The 16,295-nt window shown below is 67.3% G+C and carries 15 protein-coding genes; 5 read left to right on the top strand and 10 right to left on the bottom strand.

The annotated features are described in order from the left end of the window. The first annotated feature begins 52 nt into the window (after positions 1-52). Positions 53-460 carry an outer membrane protein assembly factor BamE gene (locus AC07XP_RS16600; protein ID WP_159273917.1) on the top strand — a complete coding sequence of 136 codons (408 nt, stop codon included), beginning with the start codon at positions 53-55 and terminating at the stop codon, positions 458-460. On the opposite strand, the gene AC07XP_RS16595 is transcribed toward AC07XP_RS16600, so the two are convergent. Next, positions 461-892 (bottom strand): YbaN family protein, encoded by a 432-nt coding sequence (locus AC07XP_RS16595; RefSeq protein ID WP_062481178.1) that lies wholly within the window; start codon positions 890-892, stop codon positions 461-463. Between the two features lie 118 nt (positions 893-1,010). On the opposite strand from AC07XP_RS16595, the gene AC07XP_RS16590 reads away from it, so the two are divergent. After that, complete coding sequence (locus AC07XP_RS16590) at positions 1,011-1,523, top strand: bacteriohemerythrin (protein ID WP_095743662.1); 513 nt, start codon at positions 1,011-1,013, stop codon at positions 1,521-1,523. 32 nt (positions 1,524-1,555) lie between these two features. Here the strand turns inward: AC07XP_RS16590 and AC07XP_RS16585 are convergent, their stop codons facing one another. From AC07XP_RS16585 to AC07XP_RS16570, 4 genes are all read right to left on the bottom strand, one after another. Then, positions 1,556-3,067: a tripartite tricarboxylate transporter permease gene (locus tag AC07XP_RS16585; protein ID WP_495265288.1), complete on the bottom strand. Its 1,512-nt coding sequence runs from the start codon at positions 3,065-3,067 to the stop codon at positions 1,556-1,558. Positions 3,068-3,100: 33 nt separating this feature from the next. Then, on the bottom strand, positions 3,101-3,589 hold the full coding sequence (locus AC07XP_RS16580) for a tripartite tricarboxylate transporter TctB family protein (protein ID WP_492733992.1): 489 nt from the start codon (positions 3,587-3,589) through the stop codon (positions 3,101-3,103). A 138-nt stretch (positions 3,590-3,727) separates the two neighbouring features. After that, positions 3,728-5,101, bottom strand: a complete 1,374-nt coding sequence (locus AC07XP_RS16575; RefSeq protein WP_495265287.1) for a sensor histidine kinase — start codon at positions 5,099-5,101, stop codon at positions 3,728-3,730. After that, entirely contained in the window at positions 5,098-5,781 is a 684-nt protein-coding gene (locus tag AC07XP_RS16570) for a response regulator transcription factor (RefSeq protein ID WP_062481198.1), read from the bottom strand. Before AC07XP_RS16570 ends, AC07XP_RS16575 begins: the two co-directional genes overlap by 4 nt. Before the next feature lie 944 nt (positions 5,782-6,725). Between AC07XP_RS16570 and AC07XP_RS16565 the strand changes: the two genes are divergently transcribed. Together AC07XP_RS16565 and AC07XP_RS16560 are read left to right on the top strand one after the other, a co-directional pair. After that, entirely contained in the window at positions 6,726-7,247 is a 522-nt protein-coding gene (locus AC07XP_RS16565) for a hypothetical protein (protein ID WP_495265286.1), read from the top strand. 3 nt (positions 7,248-7,250) lie between these two features. Beyond that, positions 7,251-8,057, top strand: a complete 807-nt coding sequence (locus AC07XP_RS16560) for a DUF1266 domain-containing protein (RefSeq protein WP_495265285.1) — start codon at positions 7,251-7,253, stop codon at positions 8,055-8,057. Between the two features lie 244 nt (positions 8,058-8,301). Here AC07XP_RS16560 and glmS read toward each other — a convergent pair whose 3' ends face one another. Further along, positions 8,302-10,182 carry a glutamine--fructose-6-phosphate transaminase (isomerizing) gene (glmS, locus tag AC07XP_RS16555; RefSeq protein ID WP_062481190.1) on the bottom strand — a complete coding sequence of 627 codons (1,881 nt, stop codon included), beginning with the start codon at positions 10,180-10,182 and terminating at the stop codon, positions 8,302-8,304. A 141-nt stretch (positions 10,183-10,323) separates the two neighbouring features. Between glmS and AC07XP_RS16550 the strand changes: the two genes are divergently transcribed. Beyond that, positions 10,324-10,806 carry an Lrp/AsnC family transcriptional regulator gene (locus AC07XP_RS16550; protein ID WP_495265284.1) on the top strand — a complete coding sequence of 161 codons (483 nt, stop codon included), beginning with the start codon at positions 10,324-10,326 and terminating at the stop codon, positions 10,804-10,806. Between the two features lie 18 nt (positions 10,807-10,824). On the opposite strand, the gene otsA is transcribed toward AC07XP_RS16550, so the two are convergent. The 4 genes from otsA to AC07XP_RS16530 all read right to left on the bottom strand — a co-directional run bounded on the left by otsA (position 10,825) and on the right by AC07XP_RS16530 (position 16,262). Further along, complete coding sequence (gene otsA / locus AC07XP_RS16545) at positions 10,825-12,210, bottom strand: alpha,alpha-trehalose-phosphate synthase (UDP-forming) (protein WP_495265283.1); 1,386 nt, start codon at positions 12,208-12,210, stop codon at positions 10,825-10,827. Continuing rightward, positions 12,207-14,129: a glycoside hydrolase family 15 protein gene (locus tag AC07XP_RS16540; protein ID WP_495265282.1), complete on the bottom strand. Its 1,923-nt coding sequence runs from the start codon at positions 14,127-14,129 to the stop codon at positions 12,207-12,209. Before AC07XP_RS16540 ends, otsA begins: the two co-directional genes overlap by 4 nt. Then, positions 14,126-14,917 carry a trehalose-phosphatase gene (gene otsB, locus AC07XP_RS16535; protein ID WP_447741195.1) on the bottom strand — a complete coding sequence of 264 codons (792 nt, stop codon included), beginning with the start codon at positions 14,915-14,917 and terminating at the stop codon, positions 14,126-14,128. Before otsB ends, AC07XP_RS16540 begins: the two co-directional genes overlap by 4 nt. A gap of 73 nt (positions 14,918-14,990) precedes the next feature. Continuing rightward, on the bottom strand, positions 14,991-16,262 hold the full coding sequence (locus AC07XP_RS16530) for a multifunctional CCA addition/repair protein (RefSeq protein WP_070060069.1): 1,272 nt from the start codon (positions 16,260-16,262) through the stop codon (positions 14,991-14,993). Positions 16,263-16,295 lie beyond the last annotated feature (33 nt).

Here is a 16,295-nt window from a genome sequence, read left to right as displayed (position 1 = left end):
CCGCATGAACCCCAGAACCGCCATCGCTCCAGGCCCCACGCATTCCTCCTTCATGACACGCACCTCTTTTCTGCCCACCGCCGCGCTGCTGGCCTTGCTCACGCTCGCCGGCTGCACCTCGTACGTGAGCCGCGGCATCGACAGCGACGGCAAGGCCACCGAACTCGTCTGGCCCGGCGCCGATCAACAGCAAACGTGGCAGACCGAAGGCAGCTTTCCGAACCGCGAGAACCTGCGCGCCATCGGCCCCGGCGCGACCAAGGACCAGCTGTACGCGCTGATCGGCCGCCCGCACTTCGACGAAGGCATGGCCGCCGTGCGCGAGTGGGACTATGTCTTTCACTTCCGCTCGGGCGGCGGTGCCACGAGCTGCCGCTACAAGGTGATCTTCGACACGGCCTACAAGGCGCGCAGCTTCCACTGGAACCCGGCGATCTGCGCCGAGCTGGCCAAGGGCTGATCAGCCGCCCTGCGGCGGCTCCGGCCGCCGCCACAGCCACGCCAGCACGACCGCCATCGAGCCGATGGCGACGCCTGCGAGCCACGGCTTGTGCGCGGTCAACACGATGACGACCGCGCAGAACGCCATCGCCGCGGTGGCGCTCCACTTGGCGCGCCGGCTCACGGTGCGGCCGTTTTCCCAGTTGCGCAGCAGCGGCCCGAAGAGCCGGTGGTTCAGCAGCCAGCGGTGCAGCCGCGGCGAGCTGCGCGCCGCGGCCCAGGCGGCCATCAGCACGAAGACCGTGGTCGGCATGCCCGGCGCGACCACGCCGATCGCGGCCAGCACCAGGCACAGCGCGGCGAAGACCATCAGCAGCCAGCGCACGACCAGCGGCAACGGCCGGGGCTCCACGGCAGCGGGCGGGTTCTGGGGGTCTTCGGCGGGCGTCACGGGCCGATTGTCTTTCTTTCTCTTTCACCGCACCGACGCGCTTGATTCAGATCAACCGCGCGCCGCTTTCGGCTGCCGATACTGGACTTTTACATCCACCTGCAAAGTTCTGAAGACCATGGCCCACCTTGTATGGAAGACCGAGCTCAATACGGGGATCCATGAGATCGACACGCAGCACCAGCGCATCGTGCAGTACATCAATGCGCTGGACGATGCCCGTCGCACGAACGACCGCCAAGTCGTGGGCCGGATCATCGAAGAGACCATCGACTACACCGCCTCGCACTTCGCGTTCGAGGAGGCCATGATCGAGGACGCGGGCTACCCCTTCACCGGCCCGCACCGGAAGGTGCACGAGATCTTCGTGCGCCGCGTCACCGAGTTCCGCACGCGCTTCGAGCACGGCGAAGAGGTGCTGGCCGAACTGCACGACATGCTCTCGCGGTGGCTGTTCAACCACATCCGCCACGAAGACGGCGCGTACGTGCCGACCGTGAAAGCGCACCTGCACACGACGGATTCGTCCGCGGAGGTGCTGGTGCATGCGCAGGTGCGCAAGGCGGTGCAGCAAGGCGGCGCCGCGGGGCAGGTCAAGATGGGGTGGATGCGGCGCCTGTTCGGCGGATGACGCGGCTTTGACGCCGCGCCACAGCCGCCTCATCACTCCTCGACGAAGGCTTCTTCGCGCTTGGCCTTCACCGAAGGCAGCAGCACCACGATGAGCAGCAGCGCCGCCGCGGCCAGCAGCCCCGCCGACAGCGGGCGCATGACGAACACGCTCCAGTCGCCGCGCGACAGCAGCAGCGCGCGGCGCAGGTTCTCTTCCATCATCGGCCCGAGGATGAAGCCCAGCAGCAGCGGCGCGGGCTCGCACTTGAGCTTCAGGAACAGGTAGCCCACGATGCCGAAGATCGCGACCATCCACACGTCGAAGGTGTTGTTGTTCTCGGAGTACACGCCCACCGCGCAGAACAGCACGATCGACGGAAAGAGCCACTTGTAGGGAATGGTCAGCAGTTTGATCCAGATGCCGATCATCGGCAGGTTCAGCACGATGAGCATCAGGTTGCCGATCCACATCGAGGCGATCAGGCCCCAGAAGAGTTCCGGGTTGCTGGTCATCACCTGCGGACCCGGCTGGATGTTGTGGATCGTCATCGCCCCCACCATCAGCGCCATCACGGCGTTGGGCGGAATTCCCAGCGTCAGCAGCGGAATGAACGAGGTCTGCGCACCGGCGTTGTTGGCCGACTCCGGCCCCGCCACGCCGCGGATGTTGCCCTTGCCGAAGGGCACCTCGCCCTGCTTGAGCTTGATGCGCTTCTCGATGGTGTAGGCCGCGAAGGCCGACAGCAGCGCGCCGCCGCCCGGCAGGATGCCCAGGGCAGAACCCAGCGCGGTGCCGCGCAGCACGGCGGGCGTCATGCGCCGGAAGTCTTCCTTGGTGGGCCACAGGCCCTTGACCTTGGCGGTGAACACCTCGCGCTCTTGCTCGGGCACGGCCAGGTTGGCGATGATCTCGCCGTAGCCGAACACGCCCATGGCGATCGCGATGAAGCCGATGCCGTCGGTGAGCTCGGGAATGTCGAAGCTGTAGCGCGCCACGCCCGAGTTCACGTCGGTGCCCACGAGGCCCAGTGCCAGTCCGAGCAGGATCATCGTGATGGCCTTGAGCAGCGAACCCGAGGCCAGCACCACGGCGCCGATCAGGCCCAGGATCATCAGCGAGAAGTATTCGGCGGGGCCGAACTTGAAGGCCAGCTCGGTCAGCGGCGGTGCGAAGGCCGCAAGGATCAAGGTGCCGACGCAGCCCGCAAAGAACGAGCCCAGGCCCGCCGCGGCGAGCGCCGGCCCGGCCCTCCCCTTGCGCGCCATCTGGTAGCCGTCGATCACGGTCACCACCGACGACGATTCTCCCGGCAGGTTCACCAGGATCGCGGTGGTGGAGCCGCCGTACTGCGCGCCGTAGTAGATGCCGGCCAGCATGATCAGCGCCGACACGGGCGGCAGCGCGTAGGTGGCGGGCAGCAGCATCGCGATGGTCGCGACGGGGCCGATGCCCGGGAGCACGCCGATCAGCGTGCCCAGCAGGCAGCCGACGAAAGCATAGACAAGGTTCTGCGCGGTGAAGGCCACGCCGAAGCCGATCGAGAGGTTGGTAATCAGGTCCATTGTTCTCTTGGATTTCTTGTTGTTCTGCGCGGGTCAGCCGGCGATGAAGGTGGGCCACACCTGGAACTGCAGCTTCAGCGCCACCACGAAGGCCAGGTAGCTGCCGAGCGCGAGCACGGTCGCCAGAAGGGTCACGCCCTTCCAGCCGAAGCTGTCGCCCGCCAGGCTCGCGATGAAGGTCAGCGCATAGATCGCGACGATGAGCCCCATCGACGGCAGGCCGATGCTCGGCAGGCCGCCGAGCAGCACGCCGAAGATCAGGTTGGCGCCGATGATGAACAGCAGCGGCTTCCATGCGATGCGGCCCACGGGTTCGCCGTCGGCGGTCTCGACCGTGAGGGCCTTGAACGTGATCAGCACGCCCATGCAGGCGATGAGGATGCCCACGATGAGCGGAAAGTAGCCGGGGCCCATGCGGGCGCCGGTGCCCACGTTGTAGGTCGTGGCGCCCCATGCGAAGGCCACGCCGAAGGCGCTGAAAAGCACGCCCGAGCAGAAGTCTCTCTGACTCTTGATTCTCACCGTTGATGTCTCCTGGAACTGCGTTGATCGGCACAGGATGTGCGTCAGCGATCCTAGGAATTCAGCGCGGAGGTGTGTATGAACAAAGCATTGCCATTCGGCAATGTTCGAGGCGCGAGGAGACGAAGAAGGCGCCGCTCAGGCGTCCGCGGTCGGCAGGTCGATGCACGCGCGCAGGCCCGGGCGGGCATCGCTGAACTGCAGGCGACCGCCGTGCAGCGCCACCACCGCCTGCACGCTCGCGAGCCCCAGGCCGTGGCCCGGCGTGCTGTGGTCCAACCGATGGAAGCGCACGCCCAGTCGCTCGTACTCGGCGCTCGGAATGCCGGGGCCGTCGTCCTGCACGAAGAGCTGCGCACGTCCGTCGACCGTGTGCGTGCCGATGCGCACGGTGGCGCCGGCCCCGCCGTACTTCAGCGCGTTGTCGAGCAGGTTGGCCGCCGCGCCCGCGAGCAGGTCGCGGTCACCAAGCGCAACGGCGCGGTCGGCCGGCTCGCGCAGCAGCGCGATGCCCCGCACCTCGGCCACCGCCTCGTACAGCTCCGCCACGTCGTCGGCAATGACATGCAGCGCCACCGGCGCGAACTGCTGGCGCCGCGCGCCGGCCTCGACCTCGGCGATCTGCAGCAGCTTCTCGAACATCACCGCCAGTTCCTCGAGCTCTCGGATGGCGGTGGCCACGGGCTCGCGCTGCGGATGGTGGGCGTCGCCGAGCCCTGCCTCCACCGCACGCAGGCGCACCAGCACGCGCGTGAGCGGCGTGCGCAGGTCGTGCGCGATGGTGTTGGACACGTGGCGCACGCCGTCCATCAGCGACTGGATGCGGTCGAGCATCGCGTTGATGTCGCCTTCCAGCAGCGCGAACTCGTCCTCCTGCCCCGAAGGCGCCACGCGCTCCTGCAGCTCGCCCGCCGCGATGCGCGCGGCCGTGCGCCGCACCGCGCCCACGCTGCGCTCCAGCTCCTGGCGGAAGACGAAGGTGCCGCCGATGAGCAGCAGCACCGCCACGATGCCCGCCGCCGCGCTGGCGCTGGCCACCAGCGATTCGATCGACTCCTGGTCGCGCAGGTCGTGCCCCACCACGAGCATGCCGCCGTCGGGCAGCGGTCGCATCACAAGGTAGGCGATGACGGTCTGGCCCGCGCGCACCACACGGCGGTGCACGCCGTCGCCGGCGTCGGGCGCCAGCGAGGGCATCTGGTCGAGGTTGCCCGCGCGCTTGTTGCCTTCGCGGTCGGTGAGCAGGTAGATCTCGTTGTCGGAGTTGCGGCCGTCGGAAAGCGCATGGGCGATCTCGCCCGCCACGCCTTCGGCGCCGCGCGCTTCGTAGCGCACCACCAGCTGCTGCATGCTGGCGGCCACCTGCCGCACCATGCGTTGCTGCAGCACGCCGACGGTCTGCATGTAGACGATGGCCAACGCGGCCAGCATGGTGATCGCGACGAGCAGTCCGTAGTAGAAGGCGAGCCGGAAGCCGACCGAGCGCCACAGCTGGCGCAGGGCCCGGGTCATTGCGGCGCGGCCAGCGTGTAGCCCACGCCGCGCACGGTGTGGATCAGCGTCGGCGCGCCGCCCGCATCGAGCTTGCCGCGCAGGCGGCTCACCTGCACGTCGATCACGTTGGTCTGCGGATCGAACTGGTAGTCCCACACGGCCTCGAGCAGCATGGTGCGCGTGACCACCTGGCCCGGATGCATCATGAGGTAGGCCAGCAGCCTGAACTCGCGCGGCTGCAGCGCGATGGGCCGGCCGCCGCGCTCCACGTGGCGGCGCGCCAGGTCGAGCGTGAGGTCGGCCAGCTGCAGCGTGCGGATCTCGGGCCCGGTGCGCGATCGCCGCACCAGCGCCTCGGCGCGCGCCGCGAGTTCGGAGAAGGCGAAGGGCTTGGCCAGGTAGTCGTCGCCGCCGGCCTTGAGCCCGCGCACGCGCTCGTCGAGCGCGCTCAATGCGCTGAGCACCAGCACCGGCGTCTTCTTGCCGAGGGCGCGCATCGTGGTGAGGATCGACAGGCCGTCCACGTCGTTGGGCAGCATGCGGTCGAGGATGACGAGGTCCCACGTCTCGCCCGTGGCGCGCGCGAACGCATCCGCGCCGTCGCGGCTGATCACCGCCACATGGCCGAGCGAACGGAAGCCTTCGGCGATGTAGCGCGCGTTGTCGGCATCGTCCTCGACGATGAGGCAGTTCCAGATGACGGTGGGGCCGAGCACGTCAGTCGGTGCGGCCACGGCAAGAAATACCCATGGATGGCTGTGCGGTTGTGCTCACGTTGCGGCCCCTGGAATGCAGGGGCGTGCGACACAAATCCTAGCCCAGGTGGAAGCGGGAAAGGCCTGCGCTTCATTACCGTTTGTCCATGAAGCGGCGTGGTCGCGTGGTCGCTTGGTCGCGTGCGCGAGGAGCTGACCTGACCCCATCCAGTCGAAGACCACACTCGCTCTCCGTTCACCAGAGACACCCCGTCCTCCGGCTTGCGCATCCATGTCGCAACGTCCACGCCCAACCCCTGAATCACTGCGTCCATTGCGCTGCATTCGGTCGTCTCCGCCGTGATATCCGCGTAGGGGATGTGCACTTGGCGCAGGGCTTTGAATCGCGCAGGTGGCAGTCCCGGTCGTTCAAGCACCGCATGGATGACCACGATCGTGGGGCCACCGGCGCTGACGGTCACGATGTCCATGATGTCGATCTTCAGCACAAGGGCGGCCTCCCTGCCGGGACCCGGCACGGGGCGCACAACCTCATACCGCGCCTTCAACTGATCTTGCACGGCCTGACGCAGCGGGCCCGGCACGCCGCACGCGTCATCGGCTTCAGACAGCTGGCGGCCCTGGTCATGCCCGTACGCGACGGGCGGCAGCATCACCGTGGTGGGGGCAGCAGGCGCGGGTCGCGTTCGCTCGGGCGGCTGGGAATCGTGTGAACCGCAAGCAGCCAGAAGTGCGCTTACCGCCATCGCGATGCACGTGTTGCGCACGAAGGCAGGCGAAGCCTCTGCAGGCGCATTGGAGGTACAGCAGGCCGGCGGCGCCAAGACGCGATTTGTTACATTAGTCCGGGGGTTGGAGGAATTTTGCAGGACCGACTACCTACCGGGCGATCGCCCGGCCAAATCAACTATAAGGAAAAATGCTACATGCACGCCATCAATTACAAGATGGAGTACTCGATTCTCGAGTACGTTTTCGGCCTGATTGGCCCGGCAATTATCATTGCCGCCATTTTTTATCCGATTGCGGATCTGAAAATAGGCACCCTTCGGCTTCACCTGCCGACCGGCGTGGCCAATGGCGTTCTCATGTTGATCGGGGCTTACGTCACGTACCTTACGGTCGGAACACTTTTCAAGAAGCGCGCAGCCAACAGCCAGGGCGCCAGCATTGTTCTTGATGAAAAGGGCATGTCTTTCACGACCGTCAAGAAATTCTCGGGCGTACTGACCACCGTGGGCTATGACGCCATCAATCAAGTCACCATCACGGACATCCCGGAAACCTCCACATCGAGTGCAGAGAAAACAATAGAAATCAGCACGCCGTCGATGGTACCCAAGAAGCACGAGTTCGATGCCATTCACATGGTGAAGGATTCAGACTTTGAAGTTCTTGTGAATGCGCTCAAGCATCGCGCCGTCAATGCCACCTTCAAGCAAATCTGACCCATGGGTTTCTTGAAGAAGTTGTTCCAGATAGTTTCTGGCAAAAAATACAGAAACTGCCCCGATGGGGCCGCAGCGGATCCGGCCGCGCAGCGCGCACTTCAAGCGGGGCTCATCAACTCCGAACAGATCATGGCGTATTGCGACAGCTACGCAACGGGGTTGTCTGACGATGCGCTCTCCGAGGGACTTGGCTCGCACTGGGGCATACGCTCGCCCCAGGAGGCTGCTGAAACCCTGGCGTCACTCGGTCGCCATGGCCATCGTTTTTTTTACGACATTGTTTTTCGTATTTACAGCGATGGTGCTTCAGGAGAGGAGCGCCAGGAGGTTCTCGAGGCCTTGATCGCCAGCGGTCGATACGGCTCCCCGGAAACGGTGCGCGAGCAGATTGCTGCGCAGGGGCCGAGTGAGGAAAAAGATCTCGTTTTCTCGGCTTTGGCGCAGGCGATGGAGATGCTGGAGAATCTGCGATCCGTTTTTCGTCTTCTCGAAGACAAGGTCAATGGCTCGTACCTTCCCAAGGATTACAGCGCCGGCATCCTTGCCTGGGATCTGGGCCGCTTGGTCACGGTTGCGAGGATGTCATTGGACTGCAAATACATCGAGCAGGCTGAATTCGATCGCATTCTTTCGCATGCAGACAAGGAATTGCGCTCGAATTTTTCGTCCTGGCCCCAGTTTGCAAAGAGCTACATCGTCGGCCGGGCCAGCTGGGCGGGTCAGAATATGACGCTGGGCGGAATCATCGGTATTGCCGAAGATCTCATGACCGATGAGCGGAGCCCTTGGGTGCTGTCCCCTCTGTAAGCTGCATTCGACGTCAGCTTCGAAAAGATCCAGCTCGTCGGATCACTTCAGGTTGATTTCTGTGGACGTTTGATCCACCTTTCCATCGCGAACTGACCGGCCGCAATTTTTTGCGGCCGTCGTTCGCATGGAGGAGTGGATTACTCGTAAACGGAAATCAACAAATTCAAAGTATTTACGACGCTATTTGCGCGTCCAAGACTTTATTTGGCGAGATCATCAGGATCGCGCCGCCCACGCACGCTCACTCCACCGTCACGCTTTTCGCGAGGTTGCGCGGCTTGTCCACGTCGGTCCCGCGCGCACACGCCGTGTGATACGCCAGCAGCTGCAGCGGCACCACGTGCAGCAGCGGCGACAGCGCGCCGTAGTGCTCGGGCATGCGGATCACGTGCAGGCCTTCGCCGCTGGCGATCTGCGTGTCGCCGTCGGCCAGCACGTAGAGCACGCCGCCGCGGGCGCGCACTTCCTGCAGGTTGCTCTTGAGCTTTTCGAGCAGGGCGTCGTTCGGCGCCACGGCGACCACGGGCATCTCGCTCGTGACGAGCGCGAGCGGGCCGTGCTTGAGTTCGCCGGCGGCGTAGGCCTCGGCGTGGATGTAGGTCACTTCCTTGAGCTTGAGCGCGCCTTCGAGCGCGATCGGGTAGTGCAGGCCGCGGCCGAGGAACAGGGCGTTGTCCTTGCGCGCGAAGTCTTCGGCCCAGCCGATGATCTGCGGCTCGAGCGCGAGCACCGACTGCAGCGCGACGGGCAGGTGGCGCATTTCCTTCAGGTAGCGCGCCTCGTCGAGCGCGCTCAGGCGGTTCTTGGACTGCGCGATGGCCAGCGTGAGCAGGAACAGGCCCGCGAGCTGGGTGGTGAAGGCCTTGGTCGAGGCCACGCCGATTTCGACGCCGGCGCGCGTGATGTAGGCCAGCTTGCACTCGCGCACCATGGCGCTGGTGGCGACGTTGCAGATGGTCAGCGTCTGTTCCATGCCCAGCGAGCGCGCGTGCTTGAGCGCGGCCAGCGTGTCGGCGGTTTCGCCCGACTGGCTGATGGTGACGACCAGCGTCTTGGGGTCGGGCACGGAGTCGCGGTAGCGGTACTCGCTGGCGATCTCGACCTGGGTGGAGATCTTCGCGATGCTCTCGAGCCAGTACTTGGCGGTGCAGCCGCTGTAGTAGCTGGTGCCGCAGGCCAGGATGAGGATCTTGTCGATGTCCTGGAACACGCGGTGCGCGCTAGCGCCGGTGGCGCCGTCCTGGCCGATGCCGTCGAACAGCTCGGGCACGATGCCCTCGACGCCTTCGAGCGTGTCGCCGATGGCGCGCGGCTGCTCGAAGATTTCCTTCTGCATGTAGTGGCGGTACGGGCCCAGCTCGGCCGCGCCGCTGTGGGCGTGCACGGTGCGCACGGTGCGGGTGACGGGCTTGTGGTTCTTGTCGACGATCCAGTACTTGCCGGGCTGCAGGTCGACCACGTCGCCTTCTTCGAGGTACACGATCTGGTCGGTCACGCCGGCCAGCGCCATCGCGTCGCTGGCCAGGAAGTTCTCGGTGCCGTCCTTGCCGGCGCCCAGGATCAGCGGCGAGCCGGCGCGCGCGCCGATCACGCGCTGCGGTTCGTCGCGGCAGATGACGGCGATGGCGTAGGCGCCGTGCAGCTGCAGCACGGCGGCCTTGACGGCTTCGAACAGGTCGCCGTTGTAGAGGCTGTCGACGAGGTGGGCGATGACCTCGGTGTCGGTCTGGCTCTCGAACACGTAGCCCTTGGCCTCGAGCGCGGCGCGCAGCGGCTCGTGGTTCTCGATGATGCCGTTGTGCACGAGTGCGATGCGGCCCGGGCGCGCGGCCGGCGCGTCGGCGCCGACGCCATGGCTGAAGTGGGGGTGCGCGTTGTGCACGGCCGGTGCGCCGTGGGTGGCCCAGCGCGTGTGGGCGATGCCGGTGAGGCCTTCGACCTTGTCGTCGCGCACCTGCGTCAGCAGGTCGGCCACGCGCGAGGTGGTGCGGGCACGGCTCAGGCCGCCGGCATGCACCGCGACGCCGCAGGAGTCATAGCCGCGGTATTCGAGCCGCTGAAGGCCCTGGACCAGGACCGGAACGATGTCGCGATGGGAGGCTGCGCCGACGATGCCGCACATAGGATGTACCTTGTCTTGAAGAACAGAAGGGCTCGATGGTAGGGAGACGACCAAGAAATATGGCGTCTAAATTTCCTCAGTTTCGGACTTTTATTTCACCCAAACCCATAGATGGAGTTTTATTCCATAATTTCAACCAATATGGAATCAATCTCTCTCGACGCCATCGACCTCAAGCTGCTCGACGCGCTCCAGAACGACGCTTCGCAGACCAACCAGCGCCTGGCCGCCGAGGTGGGCATCTCGCCGCCGACCTGCCTGCGCCGCGTGCAGCGGCTGCGCCAGGAAGGGCTCATCGAGCGCCAGGTCGCCCTGCTCTCGCCCGACCGCCTCGCCACGGTGCTGGGCCACGGCCTGCAGGCGGTGGTGGAGATTTCGCTCGACCGGCAGGACGCCGCCGCGCTCGACGCCTTCGAGGCCCGCGTGATCGCGGACGACGCCGTGCAGCAGTGCTGGCGCGTGTCGCCGGGGCCCGATTTCGTGCTGGTGGTGGTGGCGCGCGACATGCCGGACTACGGCGCGCTGACGCAGCGGCTGTTCACGGCCGACGCCAACGTGCGCAACGTGAAGGCGTTCTTCAGCCTCAAACGCGCGAAGTTCGGGGCCCGCGTGCCGCTGGGCTGACGCGGGTTCCCGACCCGATCAGCGCTCGCTCGCCGCCTCGCGCAACGCTTCGAGGAACGTGCGCCGCCACCAGTGGATGTCCTGCGCCCGGATGCGCGACAGCAGCTTCTGGTGCCGCTCGCGCCGCTCTTCCAGCGGCATCTGCAGCGCCTGCTGCACCGTCTCTGCCGTGCCGTGCGTGTCGTAGGGGTTCACCAGCAGCGCTTCCTTCAACTGCTCGGCCGCGCCGGCGAAGCGCGACAGCACCAGCACGCCCGGGTCGGCCGGGTCCTGCGCCGCGATGTACTCCTTGGCCACGAGGTTCATGCCGTCGCGCAGCGGCGTCACCAGCCCCACGGCCGCCGCGCGGCACAGGCCGGGCACGCGGCGCCGCGCCACCATGCGGTGGATGTAGCGCACGGGCATCCAGTCGAGCTCGCCGTAGTCGCCGTTGATGGCGCCGCACAACGATTCGAGTTCCTTGCGGATGTCGGCGTAGGCGTCGACCGTCTCGCGCGTGGGCGAGGCGATCTGGATCAGCGTGGCGCTGCGGCGGTTCTCGGGGTAGTTGGCCAGCAGCTCGCGGAACGAGCGCACGCGCTGCGGGATGCCCTTCGAATAGTCGAGCCGGTCGATGCCCAGCAGCAACCGGCGGCTCGAGTACTCGCGCTTCATGGTCTCGTACATGTCGCGCGATTCCTTGGCGTGCGTGAGCGCCGCGAACTCGTCCACGTCGATGCCGATGGGGAAGGCGTTGCAGCGCACCGTCTGCCCGTAGGCGCGGTACATGTCGTTGCCCAGGTACTCGCCGTGGGCCTCGTTGCGCACGTAGTGCTCGAAGTGTTGCACGTCCTGCTGCGCCTGGAAGCCGATCAGGTCGTACGAGAACAGCGAACGCATCAGCCACTCGTGCTGCGGAATGGCCGCGATGATGATCTGCGGCGGCAGCGGAATGTGCAGGAAGAAACCGATGCGCTGCTTGCAGCCCATGGCGCGCAGCTCGGCCGCCAGCGGCATCAGGTGGTAGTCGTGGATCCAGATGATGTCGTCGTCCTTCAGCAGCGGCATCAGCTTGCGCGCGAACAGCTGGTTCACGCGCCGGTAGCCGCCGATGAAGCCGGCATCGAAATGCGCCAGGTCCAGGCGGTTGTGGAACACCGGCCAGAGCACGTCGTTGCTGTAGCCCAGGTAGTAGCTGTCGTGGTCTTCGCGGCTCAGGTCGAGCGTGGCCAGCGTCACCTTGCCGGCCTGCTGCTTGTGCATCTCGCCTTCGCCCGTGGGCCCGCCTTCGACGATCTGCCCACTCCAGCCGAACCACAGGCCGCCGCTTTGCTGCAGGCTCTCGCCCAGGGCCACGGCCAGGCCGCCGGCGGCGGGCTTGCGCGGGTCGGCCACGCGGTTCGAAACAACGACGAGACGACTCATATGCACGAATCCCAGGGAGCGGACAGGCGCACGGCCGCATTGATGATGCCGACCATCGAATAGGTCTGCGGAAAGTTGCCCCACATCTCGCCCGTGACCGGGTGCGTGTCTTCCGACAGCAGCCCCAGCGGGTTGCGCGCGGCGAGCATGGTTTCAAAAATCTGCCGCGCCTCGGCCTTGCGGCCGATCTTGGCCAGCGCGTCGATGCGCCAGAAGGTGCAGATGTTGAAGGCGGTTTCGGGCTTGCCGAAGTCGTCGGCGGCTTCGTAGCGGCGCATGTAGGGGCCGTCGCACAGCGACTTTTCCATGGCGTCGACGGTGGAGATGAAGCGCGGGTCGCGCGCATCGATCAGGCCCACCTCGACCATCAGCAGGATGCTCGCGTCGAGCTCGTGCCCGCCGAAGCTTTCGGCAAAGGCCTGGCGCTCTTCGCACCATGACTTGGCAAGAATCTCTTCCTTCATGCGCGCCGCATGGCCGTGCCAGTAGGCGGCGCGTTCGGGCAGCTCGAGCCGTCGCGCGATCTTGGCGAGGCGGTCGCAGGCGGCCCAGCTCATGAGCGCCGAGCTGGTGTGCACGCGGGCGCGCGTGCGCAGCTCCCACATGCCGGCGTCGGGCGTGCCGTACACGCGCACCGCCTGCTCGCCCACGGCCTCCAGGTGCGGAAACTCGGCCACGCCCGCGCGGCTCAGCAGCCGGTGGTCATGAAAAGCCTGCGCCGCGCCGAGCACGATGTTGCCGTACACGTCGTGCTGGAAGTGCTCCTGCGCCTGGTTGCCCACGCGCACCGGGCCCATGCCGCGGTAGCCGGGCAGGCCGTCGACGAAGGACTCGGGCAGCTCGCGCTCCAGCCCGATGCCGTACAGCGGCTGGATGTGCTCGCCGTGCGAGCCGATCACCACGTTGCCGAGCCAGCGCAAATAGTCTTCCATCGTGCCCACCTCGCTCAGCGAGTTGAGCGCGCGCACCACGAAGAAGGCGTCGCGCAGCCAGCAGTAGCGGTAGTCCCAGTTGCGCTGGCTGCCCGGCGCCTCGGGGATGCTGGTGGTCATGGCGGCCACGATGGCGCCGGTGTCCTCGTACAGCGAGAGCTTGAGCGTGATGGCCGCGCGGATCACCGCGTCCTGGTACTCGAAGGGAATGGCCAGGCGCTTGCTCCAGGTGCGCCAGTAGGCGATGGTTTCCTGCTCGAACTTGCGCGCGGTGTCGGCGATGCCTTCGAGCAGCGTCTCGTCCACGCCGAACATGAAGTTGTACTCACGCGAGATCACGAAGGGCTGGCGCGACAGGATGTGCGAGATCGACGCGTCGGTGTTCAGCCGCAAGGTCACATCGGGCCCGACGTAGCGGATGTGGTTGCTGCCGCGCGTGACCTCGGTCGGCGCCGAGGCGCCCCACTGGAAGCGCGGGTCGAGCGCCACGCGGATGCGCGGCGCGCCGGCAATGGGGCGCACGCGGCGCACCATCATGAGCGGGCGGAAGTAGCGCGAGCGGCTGTGAAAGCGCGGCGCGAAGTCGGTGATCTCGATGCCCTGCCCCGCGCTGTCGAACAGCTGCGTGCGCAGCACGGCGGTGTTGGGCTCGTACCACTGCTTGCTGGAGGCGAAGTCCTCGATCTCGATGGCCCAGGCGCCGGCCTCCTCGCCGGGGTGCAGCAGCGCGTTGAAGACCGGGTCGCCGTCGAAGCGCGGCAGGCAGCACCAGACGGCGCGGGCGCGCGCGTCGATGAGCGCGCTGTAGGCGCAGTTGCCGATCACGCCGACATTGAGCGAGGGCTCGGCCGGCGGCGCGAAGCCGCGCGGCGGGGCTGCTGCCACCTTCGCGGCGTCGACGGGCGCCTGGTCGTCGGGGCCCGCCGCGCCGGCCAGGGCGTTGCCCGCGCGGTCCTCCGGAGCCTTCGGCAGTTGTTGTTCGCTCATGCGGGGCTCCTCGGTGGTGTCTGGGGATGGTCGGGTGCGGCCAGCAGGTCACGCGCCTGCACCAGCCATTCGTACACCGCGCGCGGCGATTCGAGCCGGTGCAGCGCCAGGCTCGGCCCGGCGCCGACCTTGATCGCGACGCCGCCGCGCGGCTGCACGACGGCGAAGCCGCTCTCGTCGGTGGTGTCGTCGCCCGCGAAGACCGGCGTGCGGCCCGCGAACGGCGCTTCGGTCATGAAGGCTTCGATCGCGAGGCCCTTGTTGACGCCCGAAGGCTTCACCTCGAACACGAACTTGCCGTGCATGAGCTCGAGCTGCGGACGGCCTTCGATGGCGCGCGCCATCGCGTCGCGGCACACGGCCTCCAGCTGCGGCGCGAGCCGGTAGTGCAGCGCGATGGCGCCGTGCTTGCGCTCGACCAGCAGGCCTTCGTGGATGCGCGCGAGTTCGTTGGCCACGTCCAGGATCGGCACAAGGTCGGGCGGGCGCTGCTCCTGCATGCCGCCTTTGGCATCGCGGCGCTGCACGCCGTGCTCGCCGGCCGCGGGCAGCCGCAGCGGCGCGAGAAAGCGGTCGATGGCATCGATCTGGCGCCCCGACACCACGGCGAGCGCGCCGCCGAGCAGGTCGCGCAGGTCGCTCAGCAGGGGCACGAGGGCGGGCGGCACCTCGATGGCTTCAGGCGTGGCGGCGAGGCCGACCAGCGTGCCGTCGAAGTCGAGAAAAAGGGCGGCGTCCCGGCCCGGCGGAGGTGGCAACTGGGCGTTGCTGCTGGAGGACTTTGGCATTGGGAAAAACCATAGCACGGCTCGCACGCGGCGCGTGTCGGCCAAAGTCCCGGCGTGCGCCGATGGCGAGGATTCAGTCGGCCGTGGCCGGCAACGAGGCCTTCACGGCCGCGATGCGCGCACGGTGGATCGCCTCGCCGATGCGCGGCCCCGTGGCGCCGGCCTGCTGCGCCTCGCGCGCCACCACGTCGGTGGCCACGGCCTGGGCCGCGGCGAGCACCGCGAGCAGGCGTGGGCGCTGCGGGTAGGCGGTGTCCTCGAAGCCGAGCCGGCCGCGCGCGTCGCATTCGCAGGCCAGCAGCGCCTCGGCGAAGCGCGCCGGCTTGCGGAAGGCGTCGCAGCGCTCCAGCAGGCGCACCAGCGGCGTCGCGTCGAGCGCGCCGCTGCGGTGGATGTTGCCGTGCTCGCGCGCCACCACCTCGGCCAGCTCGCGCAGCTCCACCGGCACGCGCCAGCGTTCGCACACCACCTGCAGCAGGTCGACGCTGCGCAGCTCGTGGTTGATATGGCGCGGCAGCATGTCGGCGGGCGTGGTGCCCTTGCCGAGGTCGTGCATCAGGCAGGCGAAGCGCACGGGCAGCGTGGCGCCCAGCCGCGCGCTGGTGTCGAGCACCATCATCAGGTGCACGCCGGTGTCGATCTCGGGGTGGTGCTGCGCCGGTTGCGGCACGCCCCAGAGCCGGTCGACCTCGGGCAGCAGCACGGCGAGCGCGCCGCAGTCGCGCAGCACCTCGAACATGCGCGAGGGGCGCGTTTCCATCAGGCCGCGCGCGAGCTCCTGCCACACGCGCTCGGGCACCAGCGCATCGACCTCGCCGGCCGCGACCATCTCGCGCATGAGCGCCATGGTTTCGGGCGCGACGGTGAAGTCGTCGAAGCGCGCGGCAAAGCGCGCCACGCGCAGGATGCGCACCGGGTCTTCGCGGAAGGCGTCGGTCACATGGCGCAGCACCTTGTCGCGCAGGTCGCGCTGGCCGTGGAAGGGGTCGGCCAGGGTCTCGGGACGAGGGTCGAAGCTGCCGTCGGCGCCCACGTGCTCGGCGGGCAGCGCGATGGCGTTGACGGTCAGGTCGCGCCGGGCCAGGTCCTGCTCCAGCGTGACGTCGGGCGCCGCATGCACGACGAAGCCACGGTAGCCCGGCGCGCTCTTGCGCTCGGTGCGGGCCAGCGCGTACTCCTCGCGCGTGCGCGGATGCAAAAACACGGGGAAATCGCGCCCCACGGGCAGGTAGCCGCGCGCCACCATGGCCTCGGGCGTGGCGCCCACCACCAGCCAGTCATGGTCGGAAACGGGGCGGCCCAGCAGCCGGTCGCGCAGTGCACCGCCGACGAGAAAAATGTTCATGAGTGCAGTGTAGGGATACTCTCCCTGCACAAA

This window comes from Variovorax sp. GW531-E2 (genome assembly GCF_059423125.1).
The sequence above is the reverse complement of the archived record's forward strand: the minus strand, read 5'-3'. Positions and strand labels throughout refer to the sequence as shown.

Excerpts from the sequence above, each read along its gene's own strand:
- glmS (WP_062481190.1), bottom strand. The coding sequence starts at position 10,182 with ATGTGCGGCATCGTCGGCGCAGCCTCCCATCGCGACATCGTTCCGGTC.
- AC07XP_RS16540 (WP_495265282.1), bottom strand. The coding sequence starts at position 14,129 with ATGAGCGAACAACAACTGCCGAAGGCTCCGGAGGACCGCGCGGGCAAC.
- AC07XP_RS16585 (WP_495265288.1), bottom strand. The coding sequence starts at position 3,067 with ATGGACCTGATTACCAACCTCTCGATCGGCTTCGGCGTGGCCTTCACC.
- AC07XP_RS16530 (WP_070060069.1), bottom strand. The coding sequence starts at position 16,262 with ATGAACATTTTTCTCGTCGGCGGTGCACTGCGCGACCGGCTGCTGGGC.
- otsA (WP_495265283.1), bottom strand. The coding sequence starts at position 12,210 with ATGAGTCGTCTCGTCGTTGTTTCGAACCGCGTGGCCGACCCGCGCAAG.
- AC07XP_RS16590 (WP_095743662.1), top strand. The coding sequence starts at position 1,011 with ATGGCCCACCTTGTATGGAAGACCGAGCTCAATACGGGGATCCATGAG.
- AC07XP_RS16600 (WP_159273917.1), top strand. The coding sequence starts at position 53 with ATGACACGCACCTCTTTTCTGCCCACCGCCGCGCTGCTGGCCTTGCTC.
- otsB (WP_447741195.1), bottom strand. The coding sequence starts at position 14,917 with ATGCCAAAGTCCTCCAGCAGCAACGCCCAGTTGCCACCTCCGCCGGGC.
- AC07XP_RS16575 (WP_495265287.1), bottom strand. The coding sequence starts at position 5,101 with ATGACCCGGGCCCTGCGCCAGCTGTGGCGCTCGGTCGGCTTCCGGCTC.
- AC07XP_RS16550 (WP_495265284.1), top strand. The coding sequence starts at position 10,324 with ATGGAATCAATCTCTCTCGACGCCATCGACCTCAAGCTGCTCGACGCG.
- AC07XP_RS16560 (WP_495265285.1), top strand. The coding sequence starts at position 7,251 with ATGGGTTTCTTGAAGAAGTTGTTCCAGATAGTTTCTGGCAAAAAATAC.
- AC07XP_RS16565 (WP_495265286.1), top strand. The coding sequence starts at position 6,726 with ATGCACGCCATCAATTACAAGATGGAGTACTCGATTCTCGAGTACGTT.